Here is a 25,595-nt window from a genome sequence, read left to right as displayed (position 1 = left end):
CCAAGGAGGACTATCCAATGACCAAACCAACCACCCTGCGCCGCTTCACCCTGGGTACCTGCGCGCTGGCCCTCGGCCTCGGCATGCTGCAGGCACACGCGGCCGATGACGGCGCGCTCTACGGGCCCAAGGCGCCCAAGGGCTCGGCCTTCGTCCGTGCGTACAACGCCAGCAGCGCCGAACTCGATGTCAGCGTCGGCCAGACCCAGCTCAAGCAGATCTCGCCGCTGGGCTCCAGCGACTTCAAATTCCTCCCGGCGGGCAGCTACCAGGCTCAGGTCGGCACTGCGCAGATGCCGGTGCAGCTGCAACCCGAGCACTACTACACCCTGGTCAGCCAGAGCGGCGCCAAGCCGCGTCTGGTCGAGGAGCCGCCCTTCACCAGCCGGCAGAAAGCCATGCTGCGCGTGCAGAACCTCAGCGACAGCACCCTCAGCCTGAAGACCGCCGACGGCAAGACCGCCGTGGTCGCCGACGTCGCACCCGATGGCCGTGGTGACCGCGAGATCAACCCGGTGAAGGTCGGCCTGGCGCTGTTCGAAGGCGAGCGCAAGGTCGCCGACCTCAAGCCGGTCACGCTGGAGCGCGGCGAGGTGGTCAGCCTGTTCGTCACCGGCGCCCAGGGCAAGTTGTCGCCGGTCTGGGTCAAGCGCCCCATCGATGGCTGAGGCCATCCACGGCTTCTGCAGAACAAGGAAAACGGCGGGTACACGTCGCACCGACACGACACGGGCAAACCACTTGATCAATCGTTCAGGAGAGACACAACCATGACCCCTATCATCCTTTCCGGTGGCAGCGGCTCGCGACTCTGGCCTCTTTCGCGCAAGCTGTACCCCAAGCAGTTCCTCGCCCTGACCGGTGAGCAGACGCTGTTCCAGCAAACCCTGCAGCGCCTGTCCATCGAGGGCATGCAGCCTCCGGTGCTGGTGTCCAACCAGGAACACCGCTTCATCGTCCAGGAGCAGCTGGAGCAGATCGGCCAGCAGGCGCAATTGCTGCTGCTCGAACCCTTCGGCCGCAACACCGCGCCGGCCGTCGCCATGGCAGCCCTGCAACTGGTGGCCGAAGGTCGCGACGAACTGATGCTGGTGCTGCCGGCCGATCATGTGCTGGATGACCAGCAAGCCTTCCGCCAGGCGCTGGCACTGGCCACCGTGGCCGCCGAGAAAGGCGAGATGGTGCTGTTCGGCGTACCGGCCAACCGCCCGGAGACCGGCTACGGCTACATCCTCGGCGAGACCGACGGCGAGCTGCCGGACGGCGTCGCACGGGTCTCCAGCTTCGTCGAGAAACCCGACGCCAAGCGTGCCTCCGAGTACGTCGCGAGCGGCAACTACTACTGGAACAGCGGCATGTTCCTGTTCCGCGCCAGCCGCTTCCTGGAAGAACTCAAGCAGCATGACGTGGATATCTACGACACCTGCCTGCTGGCCCTGGAGCGCAGCCTGCGCGAGGGCGAGCAGATCGCCATCGACCCGGCCACCTTCGCCTGCTGCCCGGACAACTCCATCGACTACGCGGTGATGGAAAAGACCGATCGCGCCTGCGTGGTGCCGCTGTCGGCAGGCTGGAACGACGTCGGCAGCTGGTCGTCGATCTGGGAAGTGCACGACAAGGACGCCGCCGGCAACGTGGTCAGCGGCGACGTGCTGCTGGAAGACAGCCGCAACTGCCTGGTGCACGGCAACGGCAAGCTGGTGTCGGTGCTCGGCCTGGACGACATCGTCGTGGTGGAGACCAAGGACGCCACGATGGTGGCGCACAAGGACCGCGTGCAGGACGTCAAGAAGCTGGTCGGCAAGCTCGACGCGCAAGGCCGCAGCGAAACCCAGAACCACTGTGCCGTCTACCGCCCCTGGGGCTCGTACGACTCGGTGGACATGGGCGGTCGCTTCCAGGTCAAGCACATCACCGTCAAGCCGGGGGCGCAGCTGTCGCTGCAGATGCACCACCACCGTGCCGAACACTGGATCGTGGTATCCGGCACCGCCCGCGTGACCTGCGACGACCGCGAGTTCCTGCTCACCGAGAACCAGTCCACCTATATCCCGATGACCTCGGTGCATCGCCTGTCCAACCCGGGCAAAATCCCGCTGGAGATCATCGAGGTGCAGTCCGGCACCTACCTGGGCGAAGACGACATCGAGCGCCTGGAGGATGTCTACGGCCGCAGCGACGCGGTGGCGGCACATGGCTAGGTAAGCGCCCCACGCAGGAGCCGGCCTGCCGGCTCCTGCGCACATCCCCGGTAACGCCTCGGCGGTTACCCGTGCGACGACAGCTTGTGTACGATGAGCGCAGACTTCAATCAGGGCTGTTCTCATGCTGTTCGGTGTCGCACTCGTCATTACCTGGCTGATCCTGCTGATCCGCTATCCGGGCAAGGCCTTGCCGGTTTCCATGGCGGCGCTGCTCGGGCTCGGCCTGGTCGCCACCTGGGTGCTCTGGCAGGAAAGCCGCGACGAGCGCTACCTCGCCCACCTCGAACTGCGCCTGAACTACGACCCGCAGCGCTGCCCCGCCGACCGCCCGCTGGCCATCGCACTCAGGAACGGCAGCGATGCCGCCCTGCTCGAGTTGCGCTGGGAAGTCGCCGCCTACCGCCCCGGCAACGCCACCAACCTGGCCCAACGCCTGTACGAGTCACCACGCTACAGCGGCCCGGGTGAACTGCTGCCGGGCGCCAGCTGGAACGACTGCCTGCCCGTGCCCGATCTGCGCAGCGGTTATCGCCCGTCCACGCTGGAGTTTCGCGCCGAGCGCCTGCAGGGCAGGTTCGTCCCATGAACGCAGAAACACCGGCAGCGGACGTTGGCCATGACTGCAGCCGTGGCTGCTAAGCTGCAGCCCCATTCGCGTCTCAGGGAGTCCCGCGCATGCCTCAACCCAGCGTCCTCATAACCGGCTGCTCCAGCGGCATCGGCCGCGCCCTGGCCGATGCCTTCAAGGCCGGCGGCTATGCCGTCTGGGCCACGGCACGCAAGGCGTCCGACCTGGCCGAACTGCAGCAGGCCGGCTTTCATGCGGTAGCGCTCGACGTCAACGATGGCGAAGCTCTGCAGCAGTTGGCCGAACGCCTGGGCGAGGAGATCGGCGGCCTCGACGTCCTGATCAACAACGCCGGCTATGGCGCCATGGGCCCGCTGCTCGACGGTGGCGTGGACGCCATGCGCCAGCAGTTCGAGACCAACGTGTTCGCCATCGTCGGCGTCACCCGTGCGTTCTTCCCCCTGTTGCACCGCAGTCGTGGCCTGGTGGTGAACATCGGCAGCGTGTCGGCCATCCTGGTCACCCCTTTCGCCGGCGCCTACTGCGCCTCCAAGGCGGCGGTGCATGCCCTGAGCGATGCACTGCGCATGGAACTGGCGCCCTTCGCCATCGAGGTGATGGAAGTGCAGCCCGGCGCCATCGCCTCCAGTTTCGGCGCCAGCGCCAGCCAACAGGCCGAAGCCCTGATTCGCGAGGATTCGCCCTGGTGGCCATTGCGCGAGGGCATTCGCGCACGCGCCAGGGCCTCGCAGGACAACCCGACCCCGGCCAGCGATTTTGCCGCGCACCTGTTCGCCGCCGTCCAGCGCGACAAGCGCCCGCGCCTGCTGCGCCTGGGCAACGGCAGCCGCGCCTTGCCCCTGCTCGCCGCGCTGTTGCCGCGCGCGCTGCTGCAACGGGTTCTGAGCAAACGCTTCGGCCTGGCCAAGGCGCTATGAGCGAGCCCCTGCACCTGCGCTACTACGCCGCTGCCGGCGTGATCATGGCCGTGCTGCTCAATCTGCTGCTGCGCACCTTCGTGCGCCTCGGCGGTATGATCACCACCCTGCTGATTGCCGCCGCCATCGCCGCCGGCCTGGCGCTGGTGTTCCACTGGCGCCAGGGGCGTGCGCCCAGCAACGCGGAGCGCTGGCGCTTCACGGCGCTTTATGGCGGCGTATTGGGGCTGCTCTACCTGGGTCTGCTGGGCATGATGTACCTGCAGGACACACCCAGCCCCATGGGCCTGTTTCTCTTCAGCCTGCACTACCTGTGCTACCCGCTGCTGGCCTGGTGGGCCTTTGCGCCGCGCCATGGCCGCCGCTAACCCGTCAGGACGACACTCATGCTGCACACCCTCGCCGTTGCCAATTACCGCTCGATCAACCGCCTGATCCTACCGCTGGGGCGGCTCAACCTGATCACGGGCGCCAATGGCAGCGGCAAGTCCAACCTGTATCGCGCCCTGCGCCTGCTGGCGGAGACCGCGCAAGGCGGCGTGGTCAACGCCCTGGCCCGGGAAGGCGGCCTGGAGTCGAGTTTCTGGGCCGGCCCGGAGAAGGTGTCCCGGCGCATGCGCAATGGCGAGGTAGCCGTGCAGGGTGGCCCGCGACAGGGCGCCATGCGCCTGCGCCTGGGGTTCGTCGGGGATGATTTCGGCTACAGCATCGCCCTGGGCCTTCCCGAGTCGAACTCGGGTGAGGATCGCACCACGCCCAGCGCGTTCGCCCTCGACCCGGAGATCAAGCGCGAGTGCATCTGGGCCGGTGCCAGCTACCGACCGGCGTCGCTGCTGGTGGATCGCGCCGGCCCCATGGTGCGCATGCGTGAGGGACGCAGCTGGGAGGTACTGGCCCAGCACGTCCCGAACTACGACAGCCTGTTCGATCAGATCGGCAACGACCCCGGTTGCCCGGAAGTCTTCCAGCTCCGGGAAACCATACGCCGCTGGCGCTTCTACGATCATTTCCGCAGCGACGCCGACGCGCCGGCACGGCAGCCACAGCTGGGCACCCGCACGCCGGTGCTGCATCACGATGGCCGCGACCTCGCCGCAGCCCTGCAGACCATCCGCGAGATCGGTGACCCCGCCGCACTGGACGCCGCCATCGACGACGCCTTCCCCGGCAGCCGCCTGCGCATCGACTTCCAGGCCGGCGGGCGCTTCGTCGTCGAGCTGCACCAGGAGGGCCTGCTGCGCTCGCTGGGAGCCGCCGAACTGTCCGACGGCACGTTGCGCTACCTGCTGCTGGTCGCCGCCCTGCTCACGCCACGGCCACCCTCGCTGATGGTACTCAACGAGCCGGAAACCAGCCTGCACCCGGACCTGCTGCCTGCGCTCGGGCGCCTGATCATCGCGGCCTCGCGGCAGACCCAGGTGTGGGTCGTGTCCCACGCCAGCCGCTTGATCGCCACGCTCAGGGAAAGCCCCGAATGCAACATCCTGGAGCTGGACAAGCAGCTCGGCCAGACCTGCATCCGCGGCCAGGGCATGCTGGACGAGCCGCCATGGCACTGGCCGGACTGAACAGCCCGAGCGCAGCCCCGCAGGAGCTTGTGGGCCGGCGAGCTGGCGCCTGCGACGACCGCGAGCGACGCGGTTAAGGCCTCAGAGCCCGTCGAGATAGCGCTCCACGTCCAGCGCGGCCATGCAGCCGGCACCGGCCGAGGTGATCGCCTGGCGATAGACCGAGTCGGCCACGTCACCGGCGGCGAACACGCCGGCGACGCTGGTCGCGGTGGCATTGCCCGCACGGCCGCCGTCGACCACCAGGTAGCCATCCTGCAAGGCCAGCTGGCCGTCGAACAGGCCGGTATTGGGGGTATGCCCGATGGCCACGAACAGACCGTCCACACTCAGCTCGCGGTACGCGCCGCCGTATTGCTTCAGGCGCACACCGGTGACGCCACCGGCATCGCCCAGCACCTCGTCGACCTCGGCATTGAGCTGCAGCTCGATCTTGCCCTCGGCGATGCGCGCACGCAGCTTGTCCTGGAGGATTTTCTCCGCCCGGAAGGTATCGCGGCGGTGGATGAGCGTCACCTTGCTGGCGATGTTGGCCAGGTACAGCGCCTCCTCGACGGCCGTGTTACCCCCACCGACCACCGCCACCTCACGACCGCGATAGAAGAAGCCGTCGCAGGTGGCGCAGGCCGACACGCCGCGCCCCATGAAGGCCTCCTCGCTGGGCAGGCCCAGGTAACGCGCACTGGCGCCTGTGGCGATGATCAGCGCGTCGCAGCTGTAGGTAGCGCTGTCGCCCACCAGGGTGAAGGGCTTGCCAGCCAGATCCACGGCATTGATATGGTCGAAGACGATCTCGGTCTCGAACCGCTCGGCATGCTCCTGCATGCGCTGCATCAGGGCCGGGCCGGTCAGCCCGTGGGGATCGCCGGGCCAGTTGTCCACTTCGGTGGTGGTGGTCAGCTGCCCACCCGCCTGGATGCCGGTGATCAGCAACGGCTTGAGATTGGCCCGCGCGGCGTACACGGCGGCGCTGTAACCGGCCGGACCGGAACCCAGGATGATGACGCGGGCGTGACGAACGCTGGACATCGCTAACTCCTCGCCGACCCGTCGCGTCGGCTGCAATAAAAAGGGGACTTTCGAAGCGCTAGGGGAAGGCTTGTGAAGAGTGAAAGCCCCGCGAAAGTGAAGGTGCGGCCCAGACTATCGGGCAGCCTGAACGGGCGGAAATACCTATCGCCAATGCCCCGGATAGAGAGGCGCTATCGTTCATGCACGGCCCCGGAGCCTCACTATACTGAGGCTGTAGCGACGAGGACGAAAACCCCGATGAGCCTGCGCAAACGCCTGTTTTCACTCTTTGCGCCGCTGCTGGTAGTGACCCTTCTGATCGTCCAGCTCCTGTCGGACCACCTGCTGCTGCGCCGTTTCGACCAGCAGGACGAACAGAACCTCCAGGACGCGGCCAGCAAGGCACAACAGATCCTGTTCGACCACATCGAGCAGGCCGCGCAGCTGCTGCGCAGTTACAGCTGGTGGGACCAGAGCTACGCGGTCGCCCAGGCGCGCAGCCCGGTGGAACGCTACCTGGAGGAAGACCTCGACGACACCGAACTGGACAACTACGACTTCGACTTCATGGTCATGTTCGATGCCCAGGGACGCCTGCTGCTGGAGCGCTGGGGCACGTTCGACACCCGCGAACTGCTGGTCCTGGGTCCGGGCGGCGAACCGAGCCGTGAAGACATGCGCAACGACGTGTACGCACGCAGCGCGGCGACAGGCATCCTCGACGCCAAGGGCGATCCGCGCTTCACCACGGCGCAGTTCCTGCTGGTCCATGGCGTGCCCACCCTGCTGCTGAGCAGTGCCGTCACCGACAGCGACGGCACTGCGCCGGCGGCCGGCGCCTTTATCGCCGGCCGCTTCTTCACCACGTCGCGCATGACCTCACTGGCGCACCAGTTCGTCGGTCAGGTCGCCTTCATCCCCGCCGTGACCGACACGACGGGCTGGCAGCCCAGGCACGAGGCCCCCCTCGGCGCCGAAGTCAGCCCCCGCGAGCTGCTGTCCGACAAACGCCAGAGCATCCTGCTGCAGCTCGACAACCCGTGGCAGGCACCCGAACTGGCCCTGCGCATCACCACCGAGCGCAGCAACTACAACGGTGCGCACGACGCCTTGCACTTCTTCCTGGCGATCAGCTTCGTCATCGTTCTCGGTGCCGCCCTGGTCGTCTACATGGGCCTGGAGTTCTGGCTGCTCAGGCGCCTGGAGGTGCTCAATCGGGAGATCGACGGTATCGGCGAGCAGACCCGGCTGCCGAAGCTGGCGGACCTCGGCAGGGATGAGCTGGGGCAGTTGGGCAGCGCCCTCAACAGCATGCTCGAGCGCCTGGAGCAGAGCGAACAGCGTGACCGCGCCATTCTCGAGTCGATCCAGGACGGCTACTTCGAGGTGGACGAACACGGCCACGTCCAGCGCATCAACGGCGCCATGGTGAAGATTCTCGGCTACAGCAGCGAGGAACTGCTGGGCCGCCCCTTCACCCAGCTGCTGCTGCGTGGCCATACGGCGACGGCCCTGCAGTACTTCCAGAACGCCCGCGATGACAGCAGCCTGCGCACCCTCTGCACGCCGATGCGGCGTCACGACGGCACCCTCGGTGACTTCGAGGCGCGCCTGTCGGTGATACAGGACACCGACGGCACCTTCCGTGGGTATCGCGGCATCCTCCGCGATGTCAGTGCCCAGGCCTCGCAGCGGCGCAAGCTGCACACCCTGGCCTATCACGACACCCTGACCGGACTGGGCAATCGCAAGGCCTTTCTCGAACACCTGCCGCAGCAGATCGCCGAGGCCCAGAGCCAGGGCAAGCAGCTGGCGCTGTTCTTCATCGACCTGGATCACTTCAAGCAGGTCAACGACCGTTTCGGCCATGACGCCGGCGACGAGCTGCTGCGCGCCATTGCCCTGCGCCTGCAGCACGCCCTGCGTCAGCCGGACCAGCTCTACCGCCTCGGCGGCGACGAGTTCACCCTGCTGGTCTCCAACGCCAGCGCCGAAACCGCTCGGATCGTCGGTGAGCGCCTGATCGCCGCGCTGCGCAAACCCTTCGACATCGCCGGTACATGCATCGACTTCGTGACCCTGAGCATCGGCATCGCCCTGTGCCCGCTCGATGGCCAGGACGCGGTCACGCTGACCAAGGCGGCCGACAGCGCGATGTACCTGGCCAAGCGCCAACGCAGCCACATCGTGATCGGGCCGGCGACGCAAGGCACCCCGCAGGAGTGAGTGACTGAACTTTCACCCGCGCGCTGAAATCGGTATGGTCGCGCCCATTGACCACTCCGGAGTCTTCCATGCCCGCCGCCCCCGTACTGTCCGGCCCGCAATACCTGCGTCAAGGACTGAAACTCATCCTCAGCCCCGGCCTGCGCCTGTTCGTGCTGCTGCCGCTGGCGGTGAACCTGCTCCTGTTCGCCACGCTGATCGGCTTCGCCGTGCAGCAGTTCAGCGGATGGGTCGACACCTTCATGCCCAACCTGCCGAGCTGGCTGAGCTTTCTGCAGTACATCCTCTGGCCACTGTTCGTGGTACTGGTGCTGCTGATGGTGTTCTTCACCTTCACCATGCTGGCCAACATCATCGCGGCGCCGTTCAACGGCTTCCTCGCGGAGAAGGTGGAGGTGGTCGCCCGTGGCCAGGACCACTTCCCGCCGTTCAGCTGGGCCGAACTGGCGGCCATGGTGCCGCGCACCATGGGCCGCGAGATGCGCAAGCTGGGCTACTTCCTGCCGCGTGCCATCGGCCTGCTGATCCTCAGCTTCATCCCCCTGGTCAACCTCGTGGCCGCACCGCTGTGGCTGCTGTTCGGTGTGTGGATGATGGCGATCCAGTACATCGACTACCCCGCCGACAACAACAAGATGAGCTGGCAGGACATGCTCGCCTGGCTGCGCGAGAAGCGCTGGCAGAGCCTGAGCTTCGGCGGCATCACCTACGCCGCGCTGCTGGTGCCGGGGCTGAACATCCTGATGATGCCGGCCGCCGTGGCCGGCGCGACGCTGTTCTGGGTACGCGAGCGCGGCGAGCAGGCATCAGCGGCTGGCCAGGACCTCACGTAATGCCTGCATGGAGGCCTGCGACTCGCGCTCGATGCGCCGGCGCATGAACAGGCCGTTGAGCAGTCGCATCGGCCAGCCCTCGAAACCGTACTCGAGGGTGCGCACGAACTCGCAGCCCCCTTGCTCCTCCACGCAGGCGTAGGTCAGCAGCAGGTGCAGGCCATGCTCGCCACGGGCACTGGCCTGCCAGCACCGGCCCGGCTGATGGTCGAGCACGTCCCAGCGCAGATGCCCGGCGCGCCCACCCGCCTGGATGTCTTCCTCGAACCGCTCACCGGCGAGCAACGCGCCCTCGCGACCGTAGATGCGCAGTGACGACGGGTGCCAGTCCGGCCAGTGAACCGGCGCGGCGGCGTAGCCCAGTACCTGCTCGGCGGGTAACGCGACACGGATGCGATGCTGCTGGCGGTTCTGCTGGTGAATCGCCTCGGGCTCCCAGTGCAGGGTGCCGTAGAGCCAGTCCATCAGCGGATGGACGATGCCGAAGTTGCGCGCATGCATCAGCTCACGACGGTGGTGCAGCGCATGCAGGCGGCGCATCTGGCGAATCCACGGCAGGCGCGAGAGCGGGTGCTCGGCGGGCAGGTGCTCGCAGGCATGCACCACTTCGTAGCTCATGTAGCCCAACAGCATGCTGCCGGCGAACAAGGCGGCGAGATTGCCATCGAAACGGGACAGCAGCCACCAGAGCGCGAACAGGGGCAGGCTGTAGAGCACGATCAGCCAGGCCGGGAACAGAATCACGCGCCAGTCGCGCGCGGTCTCGTAGGGCATCAGCGTCTCGACGAAGAAGCTGTGGTGGTCGCCCGTGTGGCGCTTGTAGAAGAGCCTGCCGAAGCGCGTCCGGTTGTGGCCGAGGCGCCTGTGCACCTGGTACTCGCCCCAGCTGAAGAACACCAGCGTCGCGGGTATCAGCAGCCACTGCCAGGGCGCCACGGCCTCCAGCGAGCGCCACAGCAGGCCGATGCAAAGCAGGCCGTACGCCAGCACGAACGCGGCATGCAGCCAGGGGCTGTACAGCGGATGGATGGCAGCCCGGTAGTCGCTGCGAAAAGCCTGGGCATTGTCGTTGTTGTAGGCCATGGCGCTCTCCTGTGGATTGACAACAGTCTAGGTCCGGCCAAATCATTCGAATAATGGATATTCTGAAAGAGCATTATCCTTGATAACGAATTTGCGCCAGCTCGACCTCAACCTGCTGCTGGTCTTCGACGCGCTGATGCAGGAAGGCAACCTGACCCGTGCCGCCCTGCGTCTGCACCTGAGCCAGTCGACCGTGAGCAATGCCCTCGCCCGCCTGCGCCAGCAGCTGGGCGAGGAGCTGTTCCAGCGCACCGCCCGTGGCATGACGCCGACAGCGCGTGCCCTGGCGCTCTATCCGCCGGTCCGCCAGGCGTTGCACCTGTTGCAGTCCGGCCTCGGTCCGGCGGAGCCCTTCGCTACCGATGCGCCGCATGTCTTCAATCTGTCGCTCAACGACTACGCCCAGGCGGCGCTACTGCCGACGCTGCAAGCGCACCTGGCGGACGTCGCGCCGCAGGTGGAACTGGTGGCACAAAGTGACGATGCCGACAGCATGCTCGCGCGCCTGGAGAGCGGCACCCTGGACCTGGCCATCGACTACCTGCACCTCGACTCGCCCGACCTGCAATACGCCCCGTTGCGTGAGGAGAGGCTGGTAGTGATCGGCCGCAAGGAGCACCCGGCATTCCTCGGCGGCCTCAGCCTCGCGGACTACCAGCAGGCCCGCCATGCGATCGTCACGCCACGCGCCGGACGCGGCTCGCCGCTGGAGATCGTGCTCGGCTCCGCCAGGGTCAGACGCCAGGCCGCCCTGCACCTGCCCAACTACCTGCCGATTCCCGCCATCGTCGCCCAGACCGACCTGCTTGGCACGGTGCCGGAGCGCCTGGCCGCCAGCTTCGCGCCGATCTTCGGCTTGCAGGTCGCGCCCCTGCCGCTGGATATGCCTGCGGTGCAGATCAGCCTGATCTGGCATCGCCATCGCCAGCACGACCCGGCGCACATCTGGCTGCGCGACCAGCTGCACGGCCTGCGCCTCTGACACACAAGCGTCATCCGAGCGTCATGTTCACTACATGACCCGCGCAGAGACTGCGTACATGAACGCACCGTCCCTGCACATCGCGCTGATCAGCGAAACCTTCCCGCCGGAGATCAACGGCGTCGCCAACACCCTCGGGCGCCTGGTCGATGGCCTGCGCGGCCTTGGCCATCGCGTGCAACTGATACGTCCGCGCCAGGAGGCCGATCAGGCCACGACGGCCGAAGCCGATCTGCTGCTCACGCGCGGCTGGCCGCTGCCGGGCTATCCCGGCCTGCAATGGGGCCAGTCCTCGCTGCACAAGCTGCTGCGGCGCTGGAAACGCCAGCGCCCGGACGTGCTCTACATCGCCACCGAAGGTCCGCTGGGGCTCTCCGCGCTGCGCGCGGCCAGGCGCCTGGCGATCCCGGTGGTCAGCGGCTTCCACACCAACTTCCAGCAATACACCGGTCACTACGGCGTCGGCCTGCTGACCCGGGCGATGACCAACTACCTGCGCTGGTTCCACAACCGCACACAGATGACCCTGGTGCCGAGTGTCGGCCAGAAGGTGGAGCTGGAACGCCGCGACTTCGAGCGCCTGGCGCTGCTCGCCCGCGGGGTCGACAGCCAGCTGTTCCACCCGGGGCGGCGCTGCGATGCGCTGCGCGAAAGCTGGGGCCTGGGGCCGGACGACCTGGCGGTGCTGCATGTCGGTCGCCTGGCGGCGGAGAAGAACCTGGGGCTGCTGGTGAAGGCCTTTCAGGCGCTGCGACTCAAGCACCCGCACAGGCGCATGCGCCTGATCCTGGTCGGCGACGGGCCACTGCGCGCCAGCCTCCAGGCACAACTGCCGGATGCCCTGTTCTGCGGCCTGCAACGCGGCGAGACGCTGGCGAAGCACTACGCCTGCGGCGACCTGTTCCTGTTTCCCAGCCTCTCGGAAACCTTCGGCAACGTGGTACTGGAAGCCCTCGCCTCGAGCCTGGCCGTGGTGGCGTTCGATCAGGCCGCAGCCGCGCAGCACATCCATCACGGGCACAACGGCATGCTCGCGCGGCCCGCCGACGAGGCCGGTTTCTGCGACGCAGCCTGCGAACTGCTGGAGGACGCCGAGACCCTGCGCGGCATGCGTCTCAATGCCCGCCGGCATGCCAGCCATCTCAGCTGGGAAGGCATCGTGGCACTGTTCGAACAGCACCTGCGCAACGCCATGCAGCCACGGGCGGAAATCAGCGTGAATGCGCAACTGGCTCCTGGGGCAGGCGACAACCGCCCGTGAGGGCAACCGGCGGATCGCTCGTTGCCCGCCGGCAGACGCAAAAAAGCCCCGATGTGCCGTAGTGCTGTTCACACCAGAAGTGGTCGGACGCGATCAGTCCCCTCGCCCCCTTGGGGAGAGGGGAAAACTGGCAGTTCTGCGGCATTTTCAGCCCTCTCCCCCAGCCCCTCTCCCATAAATGGGAGAGGGGAGCCAAACGCGTGCAACCTTAGATGAACAGCATTACCGACGTGCCGGGGCCGAAAACGGGGCGTCGGATCACGACGCCCAGTTAACAGGGGCTCAGACCAGGGTGGTCAGCGCATCCCGGCTGAATGGCAGGATGTCCTGCTCACGCCCTTCGCGGACCTTCAGCGCCCAGTCCGGGTCGACCAGCAGCGCGCGGCCCACGGCCACCAGGTCGAATTCCTCCTTGTTCAGGCGCTCGAGCAGGTTTTCGATGCTGGCCGGCTCGGCGACCTTGTCGGTCTTGACCATGAACTGCAGGAACTCGCCGTCCAGGCCGACACTGCCGACGGTGATGGTCGGTTTGCCGGTGAGCTTGCGCGTCCAGCCGGCCAGGTTGAGGTCGCTGCCTGCGAACTCCGGCTCCCAGAAACGACGGGTCGAGCAATGGAAGATGTCCACGCCAGCCTCGGACAACGGCTTGAGGAAGGCCTCCAGTTCTTCCGGGGTCTGCACCAGGCGTGCGCTGTAGTCCTGCTGCTTCCACTGCGAGAAACGCAGGATGATCGGGAAGTCCGGGCCGACCGCCGCACGGACCGCCTGAATCAGCTCGATGGCGAAACGCGAGCGCGCCGCCAGGTCGCCGCCGTACTGATCGGTACGCTGGTTGCTGCCTTCCCAGAAGAACTGGTCGATCAGGTAACCATGGGCACCATGGATCTCCACACCGTCCATGCCGATGGCCTTGGCATCGCGCGCGGCCTGGGCGAAGGCGGCGATCACCTCGTCGATATCGGCCTGGGTCATGCCGTGCACGACCACCTGGCCGTCCTTGACCTTCTCCATCGGGCCGTAGCCGGGAACGGCGGCATCCGGCTCGGTGCCCAGGCGGCGTACGTTACCGACGTGCCAGAGCTGCGGGACGATCTTGCCGCCCTCGGCATGTACCGCGTCGACGACCTGTTTCCAGCCGGCCAGGGCATCTTCACCGTAGAAACGCGGCACGTTCGGGTAGCCATTGGCGGCCTGGTGGCCGACGGTGGTGCCTTCGGTGACGATCAGGCCCACGCCCGCCGCCGCGCGGCGACGGTAGTACTCGATGACCTTGGCATTGGGCACACCACCCGGCGAGAAGGAGCGGGTCATCGGCGCCATGACCACACGGGTCGGTAGCTCGAGGTTTCCGAGACGGAACGGGGCGAACAGGGCTTGAACGGGAGCGCTCATGATCTTTCCTCTGCGATTTGACGGTTATCAGGCCTGCAGCAAGCGCTCCAGGCGGGTGACGAAAGCTTCCAGCGGTTGCAGGCTGTGCCTGACCTTGAGGCGCGCGAGCACGCCCTGCCAGGCATCGCTGACGAAGGTGGCGAGATTGCCGCAGTCCTCGTCGGCCGGCAGTTCACCGGCGGCCTGCGCCTGTTCCAGGCAGCCGCGCAGGATGTCCACCGAAGCCTGCTGGATGGCCGCGACCTCGGCGCCGATGGCCGGCAACATCTCGCTCATCTCGAAACTCAGGCTGCCGATGAAGCAGTGATACTGCGGCGTGTCCTGGCGCGCGAAATGCGCCAGCAGCTCACGGTAATAGCCGAGGATGCGCGCACGCGGGCTCAGTGACGGGTCACTCAGCGCCTGGGCGTAGCGCTGCAGACGCGGGCGGTAGATGAACGCCAGCGCCTGCAGGGCGAAGTCTTCCTTGCTGGCGAAATAGTGATAGAAGCTGCCCTTGGGAATGCCGGCAGCCTGGACGATCTCCAGCACACCGGTACCGTGATAGCCGCGACGGGTCATCACCGCCGAGCCCTTGCTCAGGATCAGGTCACGCTTGTCGAGTCGAATGCTGTTCATGGCGCCGAGCATATGACCGGTCGTCTCGCTCGGCCCAGCACTATTGATGATGGTGATCAAGGGCTAGAACGAAAGCCTGCCTGGACAGCCTTTTCGAACCCGATACCACGCTGGACCGATGAGGCGTATCCACCAGCGACGAAGTAACGACAAACCTGCAGGAGCGGCTTCAGCCGCGAAATGCATCGCGGCTGAAGCCGCTCCTACGGTCCGCACAGACCGCTCTGCCAGTTTTTCCGGATGAGACTGGACGAACGCTGTTCTGCTGGACCGACAAGGCGCGATCCACCCTGCGCTCAGGGCTGCAGCCAGATCAGCGAGGCGAAACGCCCGGTGCGGGCGCTGCGGCGATAGGAATAGAAACGCGCGTCGTTGTAGGTGCACAGCCCGCCACCGAACACCGCGTTGACACCGATGGCCGCCAGACGGATGCGCGCCAGCTGGTAGATGTCGGCCATGAACTTCCCGGCGTTGGCACCGGGCACGAAGGCAGCGGCCGCCTCGCCATGCTGCTGCACGAAGGCGTCGCGCACTTCGCCACCGACCTCGAAGGCCGCCGGACCGATGGCCGGACCGAGCCACACCAGCAACTCCTGCGGTGCGACGTTCAGCGCCTGCACGGTTGCCTCGAGCACGCCGCCTGCCAGCCCGCGCCAGCCGGCATGGGCCGCGGCAACCCGGCTACCGGCGCGGTCGCAGAACAGCGCCGGCAGGCAGTCGGCGGTCATCGCCGTACAGGCGATACCAGGTTGTTCGGTCCAGTTGCCATCGGCTTCGATGACCCTTGTCGGATCCGCCTCGGCCACGACGATGCCATGCACCTGGCGCAGCCAGGCCGGTTGGCAACCCAGGGTTGCGAGCAGATGGCGACGATTGGCCAGCACCGCAGCCGGGTCGTCATCGACATGATCACCGAGGTTCAGGCTGTCGAACGGCGCCTGGCTGAAACCGCCATTGCGGGTGGTGACACAGGCCCGCACGCTGGCGGGCGCCGGCCAGTCCGGGCGCAGCCAGTCATGGGCCGTCACCCGACGAACGCCTCGCGGTCCTGGCGCAGCAGGGTCAGCAGCCAGACCAGATCATCCGGCAGCGCCGACTCCCACTTCATGCGCTTGCCAGTGGCCGGGTGATCCAGCTCGAGAAAGCGCGCATGCAGGGCCTGGCGGGGAAATTCCTTGAGGCTCTGCACCAGGCTCGGGCTGGCCGCCGGCGGGATGCGGAAACGCCCGGCATAGACCGGGTCGCCCACCAGCGGATAGCCGACGTGGCTCATGTGCACACGAATCTGGTGGGTGCGCCCGGTTTCCAGCTTGACCCGCACATGGGTATGCGAGCGGTAACGTTCCAGCACCCGATAGTGGGTGATCGCCGGCTTGCCGCCGTCGGTCACCGCCATGCGCTGGCGCTGGCTGGAACTGCGCCCGATGGGGGCATCGATGGTGCCACCCGCAGTGATCACGCCCACGCTGATACATTCGTAGATACGGCTGACGGTACGCTTCTGCAGCTGCTCCACCAGGTTGGTCTGCGCCTGCAGCGTCTTGGCCACCACCATCAGCCCGGTGGTGTCCTTGTCCAGGCGATGGACGATGCCGGCGCGCGGCACGTTGACGATGTCCGGCACGTGATGCAGCAGGGCATTGAGCAAGGTGCCATCGGCATGCCCGGCGGCCGGATGCACCACCAGCCCTGCCGGCTTGTCGATCACCAGCAGGTGCTCGTCCTCGTAGACGATATCCAGCTCGATATCCTGAGCCACCCACTCGCCCTGCGCTTCCTGCTCGGCATCAAGCACCAGGCTCGAGCCCGCGTGCACGGTGTCACGCGGACGCGCCACGGCGCCATCGACGGTCAGACGTCCTTCCTTGATCCAGGTGGAAAGGCGCGAGCGCGAGTACTCGCCAAACAGCTGCGCGGCCACCTGGTCGAGGCGTTGACCGCCCTGTTCGAAAGGGACGACGGCCTGGAGTTGGATCAGTTGCTTGTCTATAGAGGTCATCTTCAGAAACCGTTCAAAAATCTGCTGCGCGTCTGCCCTGCTGCGTTGAAAACAGGCTCGGATGCTCATTTACGGCGCGTAAACTCCGCGTCCTCGCCTTGCATTGTTCCAGCTCGCGAAACGTTGAACAGGCTCTTGGGCAACGGCGGGAGCCTGGCCTTTGGTTTCGGCGACAGGCTTGTGGTTAAATACGGCGTCTTTGCCCCAGGGTTTTCCGGGGGCGTTCATCATAACAGGACGGCCGCGCGGCCGTCACAGGGACGCAAGCCGCCATGCAAGTGAAACACCTGCTGCTGATCGCCATCCTCGCCCTTACCGCCGCCTGCTCCTCCAAGCAGCCGGAGGTCGATGAAAACCTCAGCGAGGTGGAGCTGTACCAGCAGGCCCAGGCCGACCTGGACAACCGCAGCTACACCCAGGCCACGGCCAAACTGAAGGCGCTGGAATCGCGCTATCCGTTCGGCCGCTACGCCGAGCAGGCCCAGCTCGAGCTGATCTACGCCTACTACAAAAATGCCGAGCCGGAAGCGGCCAAGTCGGCGGCCGAGCGCTTCATTCGTCTGCACCCGCAGCATGCCAACGTCGACTACGCCTACTACCTCAAGGGGCTGGCTTCGTTCGACCAGGACCGTGGCCTGCTGGCGCGCTTCCTGCCGCTGGACATGACCAAGCGTGACCCCGGCGCAGCGCGCGACTCCTACAACGAGTTCGCCCAGCTCACCAGCCGCTACCCGACCAGCCGCTATGCCCCGGACGCCAAGCAGCGCATGATCTACCTGCGCAACCTGCTGGCCGCCTACGAAGTGCACGTTGCCCACTACTACCTGACCCGCCAGGCCTACGTCGCCGCCGCCAACCGTGGTCGCTACGTGGTGGAAAACTTCCAGGAAACCCCGTCGGTCGGCGATGGCCTGGCGATCATGACCGAGGCGTACCAGCGCCTGTCCCTGGACGACCTGGCCGCCAGCAGCCTGGAAACTCTCAAGCTCAACTACCCGGATCATCCGAGCCTGGAAAGCGGCGAATTCGTGCCGCTTGAAGAAGAGTCCGACAACCGTTCCTGGCTGGCCAAGGCGACCCTCGGCCTGATCGAAACCGATACGCCGCTGCCGCCGGGCGAAACCCGTGCGAGCCAGGACGTCATCCGCCAGTACGAAGAAGCCGAGCAGCAGATTCCAAGCGAACTGCAGCAGGATGCCAAGACCGGCGAGACCGAGAAGAAGCGCTCGTTCTGGAGCTACCTGACCTTCGGCCTGTTCGACTGACCGACAGGTCATGCGAGAAGGGAGGCCATGGCCTCCCTTTTTATTGCCTGGAAACAGCTCACAGGCTACTCCCCTGCCACTGTGCCGATGCCATCAGCTTGGCTAAACTGGCGGCTTTGAACGGATAAAGAGCACGATATGGGCCTGTTTCGCCTGCTGTTCTGGGTCGCCATCATCTTCGCCGGGATCTGGATCTGGCGTCGCTTCATCAGCAACGCCAGGAAACCCAGGCCCCGTGAGGACGCGGCAGCGCCCATGGTGCGCTGTGCCCACTGCGGGGTGCACATTCCCAAGACTCAGGCACTGAGCCAGGACCAGCAGTGGTACTGCAGCCAGGGCCACCTCGAACAAGGCCCTCGTACCGGTGATCGCTGAGGCAGGCATGCAGGATGGAGCCCAGGGGCGACGCATCCTCAGGCTCTATCATTTCTATCGTCTGATCATCGGCCTGGCACTGGTTCTGCTGATCTCCAGCAACCTCGACGAACAACTGCTGGATGTCGTGCACATCGGCCTGTTTCGCGCCGGCAGCTGGGTCTATCTGATCCTGAACATCTTCATCGCGGTGCTGGTGCAGAAACCCAAGCACCTGGCGCAACTGTTCAGCCTGGCCCTGGTCGACGTGATCTTCCTCTCCGGCCTCTTCTACGCGGCCGGGGGCACGCCGAGCGGCATCGGCAACCTGCTGGTGGTCGCGGTGGCGATCGCCAACATCCTGCTGCGCGGGCGCATCGGCCTGCTGATCGCCGCCGTCGCCGCCATGGCGCTGATCTACCTGACCTTCTACCTGAGCCTCAGTCGCCCCGCTGCCGTCGCCCAGTATGTCCAGGCTGGCGCGCTGGGTGCGCTGTGCTTCGCCGGAGCACTCTTCATCCAGGGCATCACCCGCCGCCTGCAGTTGAGCGAGACCCTCGCCGAGCAGCGTGCAGCCGACGTGGCCAACCTGGAAGAGCTCAACGAGCAGATCATCCAGCGCATGCGCACCGGCATCCTGGTCCTGGACACCCAGCACCGGGTGCTGCTGGCCAACCAGGGCGCGACGCAGTTGCTCGGACGTGGCGAACTCAGCGGCAAGATCATCGACCCGCACTGCCCCGAACTGCTCAAGCGCCTGCAGCAATGGCTGCACAACCCGAGCATGCGCCCGGACAGCCTGCAGGCACAGGTCGACGGTCCGGTGCTGCAGCCCAGCTTCATCTCCCTGCAGCGCGGCGAGCAGCAGCACACCCTGGTGTTTCTCGACGATATCTCGCAGATCGCCCAGCAGGCGCAGCAGCTCAAGCTGGCTTCGCTCGGCCGCCTGACGGCGGGCATCGCCCACGAGATACGCAACCCGCTCGGCGCCATCAGCCACGCCGCGCAGTTGCTGCAGGAGTCGGAAGACCTGCAAGGCCCGGATCAGCGCCTGGCACAGATCATCCAGGATCACTCCAAGCGCATGAACCTGGTGATCGAGAACGTGCTGCAACTGTCGCGCCGACGCCAGGCCGAACCGCAGCTGCTCGACCTGAAGTACTGGCTGCACCGCTTCGCCAGCGAGTTCCGCAGCTCGGCGCCAAGCGACCGACAGATTCACCTGGAGACCCGGGGCGGCAGCCTGCAGACGCGCATGGACCCTCACCAGCTGACCCAGGTACTGACCAATCTGGTGCAGAACGGCCTGCGCTATAGTGCTCAGCAACACCGCCTCGGCCAGGTCTGGCTACAGCTGTTCCGCGACGAGAAGAGCGACCTGCCGGTGCTCGAAGTGCTCGACGACGGCCCTGGCGTATCTGCGGAGCAGGAACAGCACATCTTCGAGCCGTTCTTCACCACCGAGAACAAGGGAACCGGGCTCGGCCTGTATATTTCCCGTGAACTGTGCCAGAGCAATCAGGCCCGCCTCGACTACAAACCTCGCGAGGGTGGCGGCAGCTGCTTCCGCATAACCTTCGCCCACCCGCGCAAACTGAGCTGACCATGACCCGCCAGAGAGCCCTGATCGTCGACGACGAACCCGATATCCGCGAACTGCTGGAAATCACCCTCGGACGGATGAAGCTGGACACCCGTAGCGCGCGCAACGTCAAGGAGGCGCGCGAGTGGCTGGCACGCGAGCCCTTCGACCTGTGCCTCACCGACATGCGCCTGCCGGACGGCACCGGCCTCGATCTGGTGCAGCACATCCAGCAGCGCCACCCGCAGGTACCGGTGGCGATGATCACCGCCTACGGCAGCCTGGACACGGCGATCAACGCCCTCAAGGCCGGCGCCTTCGACTTCGTCACCAAGCCGGTCGACCTCGCCCGCCTGCGCGAGCTGGTCGCCGCCGCGCTGCGCATCCGTTCCCCGGAAGGTGACGAGGCGCCGGTCGACAGCCGCCTGCTGGGCGACTCGCCACCGATGAAGTCGCTACGCAAACAGATTCAGAAACTCTCGCGCAGCCAGGCGCCGGTCTATATCAGCGGCGAATCCGGCAGCGGCAAGGAGCTTGTCGCGCGCCTGATCCATGAACAGGGGCCGCGCATGGAGCACCCCTTCGTGCCGGTCAACTGTGGCGCGATCCCTTCGGAGCTGATGGAAAGCGAATTCTTCGGCCACAAGAAAGGCAGCTTCACCGGCGCCATCGAAGACAAGCAGGGCCTGTTCCAGGCCGCCAATGGCGGCACGCTGTTCCTCGACGAAGTGGCGGACCTGCCGCTGCCGATGCAGGTCAAGCTGCTGCGCGCGATTCAGGAAAAGGCCGTGCGCGCGGTCGGCGGCCAGCAGGAAGTGGTGGTCGACGTACGCATCCTCTGCGCCACCCACAAGGATCTGGCCGCCGAAGTCGCCGCCGGGCGCTTCCGCCAGGATCTCTACTACCGTCTCAACGTCATCGAGCTGCGCGTGCCGTCCCTGCGCGAGCGCCGCGAGGATATCGCACAGCTGGCCGAGGTCATGCTCGCGCGCCTGGCGGAGGGTTCCGGCCTGGCCGCAGCCAAGCTGCAACCCGATGCGCTGGAGAAGCTCAAGAACTATCGTTTTCCCGGTAACGTGCGCGAACTGGAGAACATGCTCGAGCGCGCCTACACACTGTGCGAAGACGACCAGATCAGGCCGTCCGACCTGCGCCTGGCCGACGCCAGCGCCCCCACTGGCGAAGTCGGCGAAGCTTGCCTGGCGCAGATCGACAACCTCGAGGACTACCTCGAGGAAATCGAGCGCAAGCTGATCATGCAGGCCCTGGAGGAAACCCGCTGGAACCGCACGGCAGCGGCGGAGCGCCTGGGCCTGACCTTCCGTTCGATGCGCTACCGCCTGAAGAAACTGGGTATCGACTGACGAGACGGGCCTGCGTTGTCATGCAGGCCCTTTCACCTACTGCAGGCGTGCGGCAGGCGCATAAGGCGCCGGATCGATGATCGGTTCGCGACCGAGCATCAGGTCGGCCAGCAACTGACAGGACGCCGGCGCCAGCACCAGCCCGTTGCGGAAATGCCCGCAGTTGAGCCACAACCCCGGGTGCGAGGCCAGCTCGCCGATGAACGGGATGCCTTCCGGCGAGCCCGGTCGCAACCCCGCCCAATGCCCGACCACCTCGGCATCCCTGAGCGCAGGCAGCAGCTCCTCGGCGGATGCCTTGAGGCTTTCCAGCGCGTCAGCGGTCGGCGTCTTGTCGAAGCCTGCGTACTCGAGCGTACTACCGACCAGGATGTGCCCGTCGCGCCGCGGAATCGCATAACGCCCCCTGGCCAGCACCATGCTCGACAGAAAGTCCTGGGCGCATTTGTAGAGGATCATCTGCCCTTTCACCGGCTCGACCGGCAAACGCAGGCCCAACGTCGCGAGCAGCTCGCCACTCCAGGCACCGGCAGCGAGCACCACTCGCTCGGCACGCACCTCACCCTCAGCGGTGGTCACCCCGCGCACGCGTCCGCCTTCGTGCACGAAGCCGCTCACCGGACAATGCTCGCGCACCTCCACGTTGGGCATCGCCGCCAGGGCTGCGCGCAGCGCCTTGACCAGCCGGGGATTCCGCACGTTGGCCACACCCGACATATGAATGGCACGGGAGAACCCTGCCCCCAGCACCGGCACCTGCCGGTACGCCTGATCGATGCCCACCGACAGCAGAGGACGCCCGTGACGCCCGGCCCACGCCAGCGCCTCGGCCTCGTCATCCATGTCCAGCCAGTACAGACCCGTGACATGCACCTCGGGGTCGATACCCGTTTCATCCAGCAAGCGCTGTCCGAACCCCGGATAGAAGTCCTGCGACCAGTGCGCCAACGCCGTGACCGCGGCACTGTAGCGCCAGGGATACAGCGGCGAAACGATCCCGCCGCCGGCCCAGGAGGATTCCGACCCGACCTGCGAGGCCGCCTCACACAGAACCACCCGAGCTCCCTCCGACGCCAGGTTGCAAGCACTCAGCAAACCGATCACCCCGCCACCGACAACAACTACATCAGCCCCCACTGCGCCCCCTTATACCGAACGACGATTTGACAATACCCAGCCTTGCTGTAGAACCGATGAGAGGCCAGGAAGGCCTCAGATCATAAGTGCAAAAGGAATCGCACCATGGATCAAAATCAACAAAAGGCGTTCAGCCTTGTAGAGTTGATGACGGTTACCTGCATCGTTGCCGTTCTCATCAGCATCCTGCCCACGACCCTGGGATCTCTGGCTCGAAACAACCGAGAGCAGGCTACCCGAGACACCTTGCTGGCACTCCTGTCACAGGCTCGAACACTTTCAGTCACAACACAGCGCCCCCACGTCCTATGTGGATCAAGTGATGGTGATACCTGCGATGGACGATGGACCAGGTACTGGCTGGTCGTCACACCTCACGACAACCGTGTTCACCAGCGTTATCAGCCTCACGAAACCACTCCCGTATGCTGGAGCGGCTTCAGTCAGGACATTCGCTACGTCCCAAATGGTACCGCTCCCGCAAGCAACGGGCGCTTCGCTCTGTGTCGAGAGCAGATACCCGTCTGGCAAGTGGTCATCAACCGCCAAGGCCGGGTGCGCCTGGCGTCGACAACGGAGCGAGCGGCCTGCTGCATGACCGATCATACCGGCAGTTAAACCGATCATCCCGCCTGAAAAGACAGTCGGATCAGCACTTGGCAAACTGAGCAAACACTCTCCAATAAAGTGCACGCCAGTATGCCCAATGCCCTTTCCTGCTCAGGCCGCACGATAACCTCCCGGTTGTCGGTGCAGGGCTTTTCTCTGATCGAACTCCTGATCGTCCTGATTCTCATTGGAATATTTGCGGCAATAGCGATGCCCAATCTTCAGCAGTTGATGGCCACCAACCGGGTTCAAAGCGCGACCAACGAGCTGACGAGCCAGCTGCAATATGCCAGGAGCGAGGCGGTCGTCCGCAATCGCTTGGTTATCGTGGAGAACACCTCCGGGCAAAGTGGCCGCTGGGATCAGGGAATTCGTATTTTCGTGGCGGGCAACACCACCGCCAACCGGGCCTACAACTCATCCACCGATACTGAGCTGCGCAGTCATGCGGGTTCGGGCCAACCGAAGCTCGCGGCGAGATCGACCAGTGGCGCAGCCTCCTGGCTCTCCTTCAGACCCAACGGCACATTGGCCACTACGACAGCGCAACAGATCGTCATCTGCGAAGACGGTGATCTGTCGCTAGCCAGAGTAATAGAAGTCCAGCCCAGCGGACGCGTCACAGCCCCTACAGCCGCCCCAACTACCTGTTCGCCGTGAGAATGCACATGCCCGCGAAGACATCACAGAAAGGCTTCAGCATGGTCGAGGTGCTGGTAGCCATCGTAATCATCAGCATCGGTGTGCTTGGACTCGTCGCCATGCAAGGCAAGACGATCCAGTACACCCAGGATGCTAACCAGCGCAATACCGCCGCCATGCTGACCAACGATCTGATCGAGCTGATTCGTGGCAATAGAAGCGCGGTAATCGGCCCCAGCGGGGAACTGCTCAGCTCCTCCAACTACTACAAGGCAGCGTCTGGCGCATTCCCCACCGCCGGTGAAGCCAGCTGCAGAACGACCACAGGCTGTACCGCCGCACAAATGGCGACCGATCACCTGTTCCTGTGGACCCAGCAGGTGCGCAACAGCTTGCCGATCGACAACGCCACCCTGGCCACTTTCATCATCTGCCGGGATAGAACTCCGGATAGCGAAGCCTGCGACAACCAGGGGTCGGCCATAAAGATCCGTGTCGGCTGGCTGAGCCGCAACACCGACTGCCCGACAAATACGCCTTGCGCTGACGACAACCTGGTGGATGCCGGGAATCGTCGCGAGTACTACCAAATCAGCTTCGAGCCCTGAGGTGCCCATGCAACGCCTGACACCATCCCAACAACGAGGCTTGTCCATGATCGAGCTACTGATCGCCATGGCGATCAGTAGCTTCCTGATCCTCGGTATCACGCAAATTTTTATCGACAACAAGCGCAACTACATCTATCAGCAGAACCAGTCCGCCAACCAGGAGGGCAGCCGTTTCTCCCTGATACTGCTGGAACAGCAGCTCTACAAGGCCGGATATCGTCGCACGCCACAAGATGCCCGCGACTTCATCTTCCCTGCAGCCGGGGCCACCAATGGCTGCATGGCATTTGCCGCTGGCCAGGTCATCAGACCGACCACCAACGGCCAGGGCATATGCATGCGCTATCAACGTGCGACCAACAGTGAGCGTGACTGCCAAGGCAACACGATCACCAGTGATACGCCTGTCACGGTCAAGATAGAAAGAACGACAGCGGGCCAATTGCAATGTGCCGTGAGATCAGGCACGGGCACATTCAGTGCAGCCGCGACGCTGCTGGAGAACGTCAGCCAGATTCAGTTCGAATACGGCATCGACAGCCAGGGCGCTGATCGGGTTGCAGACGCCTACGTGACCTACAACAACGTCCCGAGTCTCAGCGACGTCATTGCCGTTCGCTATGCCACGCTGCTGGAAAGCACCTCGACCAACGTCGCCCTGAGCAACGACAGTTATTACTTCCCGCTGTCCAGCACCACCGCCACGACGCCCTCGGACAGCAGGCTCTATCGCTCCGTACAGGGCACAACGACCTTGAGGAACATCGCGCCATGATTCCCGCAACTCACAAGCAACGTGGCGCCACGCTGCTGATCAGCCTGATACTGCTCCTGATCATTACGGTTCTGGCCATTTCCAGCATGAGAGAAGTCACGCTGGAAGAACGCATCGTTGGCAATCTGCGCGATCAACAGGCGTCGTTCAACGGTGCCGAATCAGCGCTTCGCGAAGGCGAAACCCGCCTTGCCGCCAGTATCGGCCCCGCCACGACTTCGGCGAACTGCGCAGGTCAGACGGTGCTCTGCGTCCGTGCGACCCCCTCCACCTCTATTCCGTACCTCGACTGGTCCTGGTGGACGACCGCAGCAAACGCGATTCCTTACAAGGGTTCGACGAGCAACACAACAGAACTCAACGTAGCCAGCGACCCCCGCTGGCAAACAGCGCTGCTGGGCTTTGATCTGATCGACTCCAGCGGCCGGGTCGAGGTGACTGACCCGAACCTGCGCAGCCGGGGTGTCGGCCCTTACTACTATGAGGTCAACGCCTCATCACAGGGTCGTTCCAGCCGCACCATGACTGCCCTGCAATCCGTTACCGTTCAGCGCTACTGAATCGGAGTCAAAC

26 protein-coding genes are annotated in these 25,595 nt (G+C 65.3%); 19 read left to right on the top strand and 7 right to left on the bottom strand.

Going from position 1 to position 25,595, the window contains the following annotated elements; genetic code table 11:
• Positions 1-17 precede the first annotated feature (17 nt).
• The 6 genes from FIV02_RS05115 (at position 18) to FIV02_RS05090 (ending at position 5,278) form a co-directional block, all read left to right on the top strand.
• Positions 18-668 (top strand): alginate O-acetyltransferase AlgF, encoded by a 651-nt coding sequence (locus FIV02_RS05115; RefSeq protein WP_037046807.1) that lies wholly within the window; start codon positions 18-20, stop codon positions 666-668.
• A 102-nt stretch (positions 669-770) separates the two neighbouring features.
• Positions 771-2,201 carry a mannose-1-phosphate guanylyltransferase/mannose-6-phosphate isomerase gene (locus FIV02_RS05110; protein WP_152487987.1) on the top strand — a complete coding sequence of 477 codons (1,431 nt, stop codon included), beginning with the start codon at positions 771-773 and terminating at the stop codon, positions 2,199-2,201.
• A gap of 124 nt (positions 2,202-2,325) precedes the next feature.
• Positions 2,326-2,790 (top strand): multidrug transporter, encoded by a 465-nt coding sequence (locus FIV02_RS05105; RefSeq protein WP_152487986.1) that lies wholly within the window; start codon positions 2,326-2,328, stop codon positions 2,788-2,790.
• A gap of 89 nt (positions 2,791-2,879) precedes the next feature.
• Positions 2,880-3,710: an SDR family oxidoreductase gene (locus FIV02_RS05100; protein ID WP_152487985.1), complete on the top strand. Its 831-nt coding sequence runs from the start codon at positions 2,880-2,882 to the stop codon at positions 3,708-3,710.
• Complete coding sequence (locus FIV02_RS05095; protein ID WP_152487984.1) at positions 3,707-4,078, top strand: hypothetical protein; 372 nt, start codon at positions 3,707-3,709, stop codon at positions 4,076-4,078. Before FIV02_RS05100 ends, FIV02_RS05095 begins: the two co-directional genes overlap by 4 nt.
• Positions 4,079-4,096: 18 nt before the next feature.
• Positions 4,097-5,278 (top strand): AAA family ATPase, encoded by a 1,182-nt coding sequence (locus tag FIV02_RS05090; protein WP_152487983.1) that lies wholly within the window; start codon positions 4,097-4,099, stop codon positions 5,276-5,278.
• Positions 5,279-5,359: 81 nt separating this feature from the next.
• On the opposite strand, the gene trxB is transcribed toward FIV02_RS05090, so the two are convergent.
• The gene (gene trxB, locus FIV02_RS05085; RefSeq protein ID WP_152487982.1) at positions 5,360-6,307 is read right to left on the bottom strand and encodes a thioredoxin-disulfide reductase; all 948 of its coding nucleotides are present in this window, start codon (positions 6,305-6,307) and stop codon (positions 5,360-5,362) included.
• Positions 6,308-6,547: 240 nt separating this feature from the next.
• On the opposite strand from trxB, the gene FIV02_RS05080 reads away from it, so the two are divergent.
• Positions 6,548-8,515 carry a diguanylate cyclase domain-containing protein gene (locus tag FIV02_RS05080; RefSeq protein ID WP_152487981.1) on the top strand — a complete coding sequence of 656 codons (1,968 nt, stop codon included), beginning with the start codon at positions 6,548-6,550 and terminating at the stop codon, positions 8,513-8,515.
• Between the two features lie 68 nt (positions 8,516-8,583).
• On the top strand, positions 8,584-9,348 hold the full coding sequence (cysZ, locus tag FIV02_RS05075) for a sulfate transporter CysZ (RefSeq protein WP_152487980.1): 765 nt from the start codon (positions 8,584-8,586) through the stop codon (positions 9,346-9,348).
• Here the strand turns inward: cysZ and FIV02_RS05070 are convergent.
• Entirely contained in the window at positions 9,322-10,431 is a 1,110-nt protein-coding gene (locus FIV02_RS05070) for an SRPBCC family protein (RefSeq protein WP_152487979.1), read from the bottom strand. The genes cysZ and FIV02_RS05070 overlap by 27 nt on opposite strands.
• 79 nt (positions 10,432-10,510) lie before the next feature.
• Here FIV02_RS05070 and FIV02_RS05065 point away from each other — a divergent pair, with 79 nt between their 5' ends.
• Both FIV02_RS05065 and FIV02_RS05060 read left to right on the top strand, forming a co-directional pair.
• The gene (locus FIV02_RS05065) at positions 10,511-11,413 is read left to right on the top strand and encodes a LysR family transcriptional regulator (RefSeq protein ID WP_152487978.1); all 903 of its coding nucleotides are present in this window, start codon (positions 10,511-10,513) and stop codon (positions 11,411-11,413) included.
• A 58-nt stretch (positions 11,414-11,471) separates the two neighbouring features.
• On the top strand, positions 11,472-12,674 hold the full coding sequence (locus tag FIV02_RS05060) for a glycosyltransferase family 1 protein (protein ID WP_152487977.1): 1,203 nt from the start codon (positions 11,472-11,474) through the stop codon (positions 12,672-12,674).
• A gap of 282 nt (positions 12,675-12,956) precedes the next feature.
• Here FIV02_RS05060 and FIV02_RS05055 read toward each other — a convergent pair whose 3' ends face one another.
• The 4 genes from FIV02_RS05055 to rluD form a co-directional block, all read right to left on the bottom strand.
• Positions 12,957-14,066, bottom strand: a complete 1,110-nt coding sequence (locus FIV02_RS05055; RefSeq protein WP_152487976.1) for an NADH:flavin oxidoreductase — start codon at positions 14,064-14,066, stop codon at positions 12,957-12,959.
• A gap of 27 nt (positions 14,067-14,093) precedes the next feature.
• Complete coding sequence (locus tag FIV02_RS05050; RefSeq protein WP_256663069.1) at positions 14,094-14,684, bottom strand: TetR/AcrR family transcriptional regulator; 591 nt, start codon at positions 14,682-14,684, stop codon at positions 14,094-14,096.
• Between the two features lie 296 nt (positions 14,685-14,980).
• Complete coding sequence (pgeF, locus tag FIV02_RS05045; protein WP_152487974.1) at positions 14,981-15,712, bottom strand: peptidoglycan editing factor PgeF; 732 nt, start codon at positions 15,710-15,712, stop codon at positions 14,981-14,983.
• On the bottom strand, positions 15,709-16,683 hold the full coding sequence (rluD, locus tag FIV02_RS05040; RefSeq protein ID WP_047590232.1) for a 23S rRNA pseudouridine(1911/1915/1917) synthase RluD: 975 nt from the start codon (positions 16,681-16,683) through the stop codon (positions 15,709-15,711). The genes pgeF and rluD overlap by 4 nt, the downstream gene beginning before the upstream one ends.
• 272 nt (positions 16,684-16,955) lie before the next feature.
• Between rluD and FIV02_RS05035 the strand changes: the two genes are divergently transcribed.
• The 4 genes from FIV02_RS05035 (at position 16,956) to FIV02_RS05020 (ending at position 21,248) form a co-directional block, all read left to right on the top strand.
• The gene (locus tag FIV02_RS05035; protein ID WP_134678118.1) at positions 16,956-17,948 is read left to right on the top strand and encodes an outer membrane protein assembly factor BamD; all 993 of its coding nucleotides are present in this window, start codon (positions 16,956-16,958) and stop codon (positions 17,946-17,948) included.
• Positions 17,949-18,086: 138 nt separating this feature from the next.
• Complete coding sequence (locus FIV02_RS05030; RefSeq protein ID WP_152487973.1) at positions 18,087-18,323, top strand: PP0621 family protein; 237 nt, start codon at positions 18,087-18,089, stop codon at positions 18,321-18,323.
• A 7-nt stretch (positions 18,324-18,330) separates the two neighbouring features.
• Positions 18,331-19,905: a PAS domain-containing sensor histidine kinase gene (locus FIV02_RS05025; protein ID WP_152487972.1), complete on the top strand. Its 1,575-nt coding sequence runs from the start codon at positions 18,331-18,333 to the stop codon at positions 19,903-19,905.
• Between the two features lie 2 nt (positions 19,906-19,907).
• Positions 19,908-21,248, top strand: coding sequence for a sigma-54 dependent transcriptional regulator (locus FIV02_RS05020; RefSeq protein WP_134678120.1), 1,341 nt, complete (start codon positions 19,908-19,910; stop codon positions 21,246-21,248).
• Positions 21,249-21,284: 36 nt separating this feature from the next.
• Here the strand turns inward: FIV02_RS05020 and thiO are convergent, their stop codons facing one another.
• Complete coding sequence (gene thiO / locus FIV02_RS05015; protein WP_152487971.1) at positions 21,285-22,385, bottom strand: glycine oxidase ThiO; 1,101 nt, start codon at positions 22,383-22,385, stop codon at positions 21,285-21,287.
• A gap of 105 nt (positions 22,386-22,490) precedes the next feature.
• Here thiO and FIV02_RS25180 point away from each other — a divergent pair, with 105 nt between their 5' ends.
• The 5 genes from FIV02_RS25180 (at position 22,491) to FIV02_RS04990 (ending at position 25,582) form a co-directional block, all read left to right on the top strand.
• Positions 22,491-23,003, top strand: a complete 513-nt coding sequence (locus tag FIV02_RS25180) for a GspH/FimT family pseudopilin (RefSeq protein ID WP_152487970.1) — start codon at positions 22,491-22,493, stop codon at positions 23,001-23,003.
• 81 nt (positions 23,004-23,084) lie between these two features.
• Positions 23,085-23,654, top strand: coding sequence for a GspH/FimT family protein (locus tag FIV02_RS05005; RefSeq protein ID WP_152487969.1), 570 nt, complete (start codon positions 23,085-23,087; stop codon positions 23,652-23,654).
• 8 nt (positions 23,655-23,662) lie between these two features.
• Positions 23,663-24,244: a type IV pilus modification protein PilV gene (gene pilV / locus FIV02_RS05000; protein ID WP_172979129.1), complete on the top strand. Its 582-nt coding sequence runs from the start codon at positions 23,663-23,665 to the stop codon at positions 24,242-24,244.
• A 46-nt stretch (positions 24,245-24,290) separates the two neighbouring features.
• Positions 24,291-25,022: a PilW family protein gene (locus FIV02_RS04995; protein ID WP_172979128.1), complete on the top strand. Its 732-nt coding sequence runs from the start codon at positions 24,291-24,293 to the stop codon at positions 25,020-25,022.
• Complete coding sequence (locus FIV02_RS04990; RefSeq protein ID WP_152487966.1) at positions 25,019-25,582, top strand: PilX N-terminal domain-containing pilus assembly protein; 564 nt, start codon at positions 25,019-25,021, stop codon at positions 25,580-25,582. The genes FIV02_RS04995 and FIV02_RS04990 overlap by 4 nt, the downstream gene beginning before the upstream one ends.
• The last annotated feature ends 13 nt before the right edge of the window (positions 25,583-25,595 follow it).

This window comes from Pseudomonas sp. THAF187a (assembly GCF_009363395.1).
GTDB lineage: Bacteria > Pseudomonadota > Gammaproteobacteria > Pseudomonadales > Pseudomonadaceae > Aquipseudomonas > Aquipseudomonas khazarica.
Note: the sequence above shows the minus strand (reverse complement) of the source record. Positions and strands in the feature narration are given on the sequence as shown.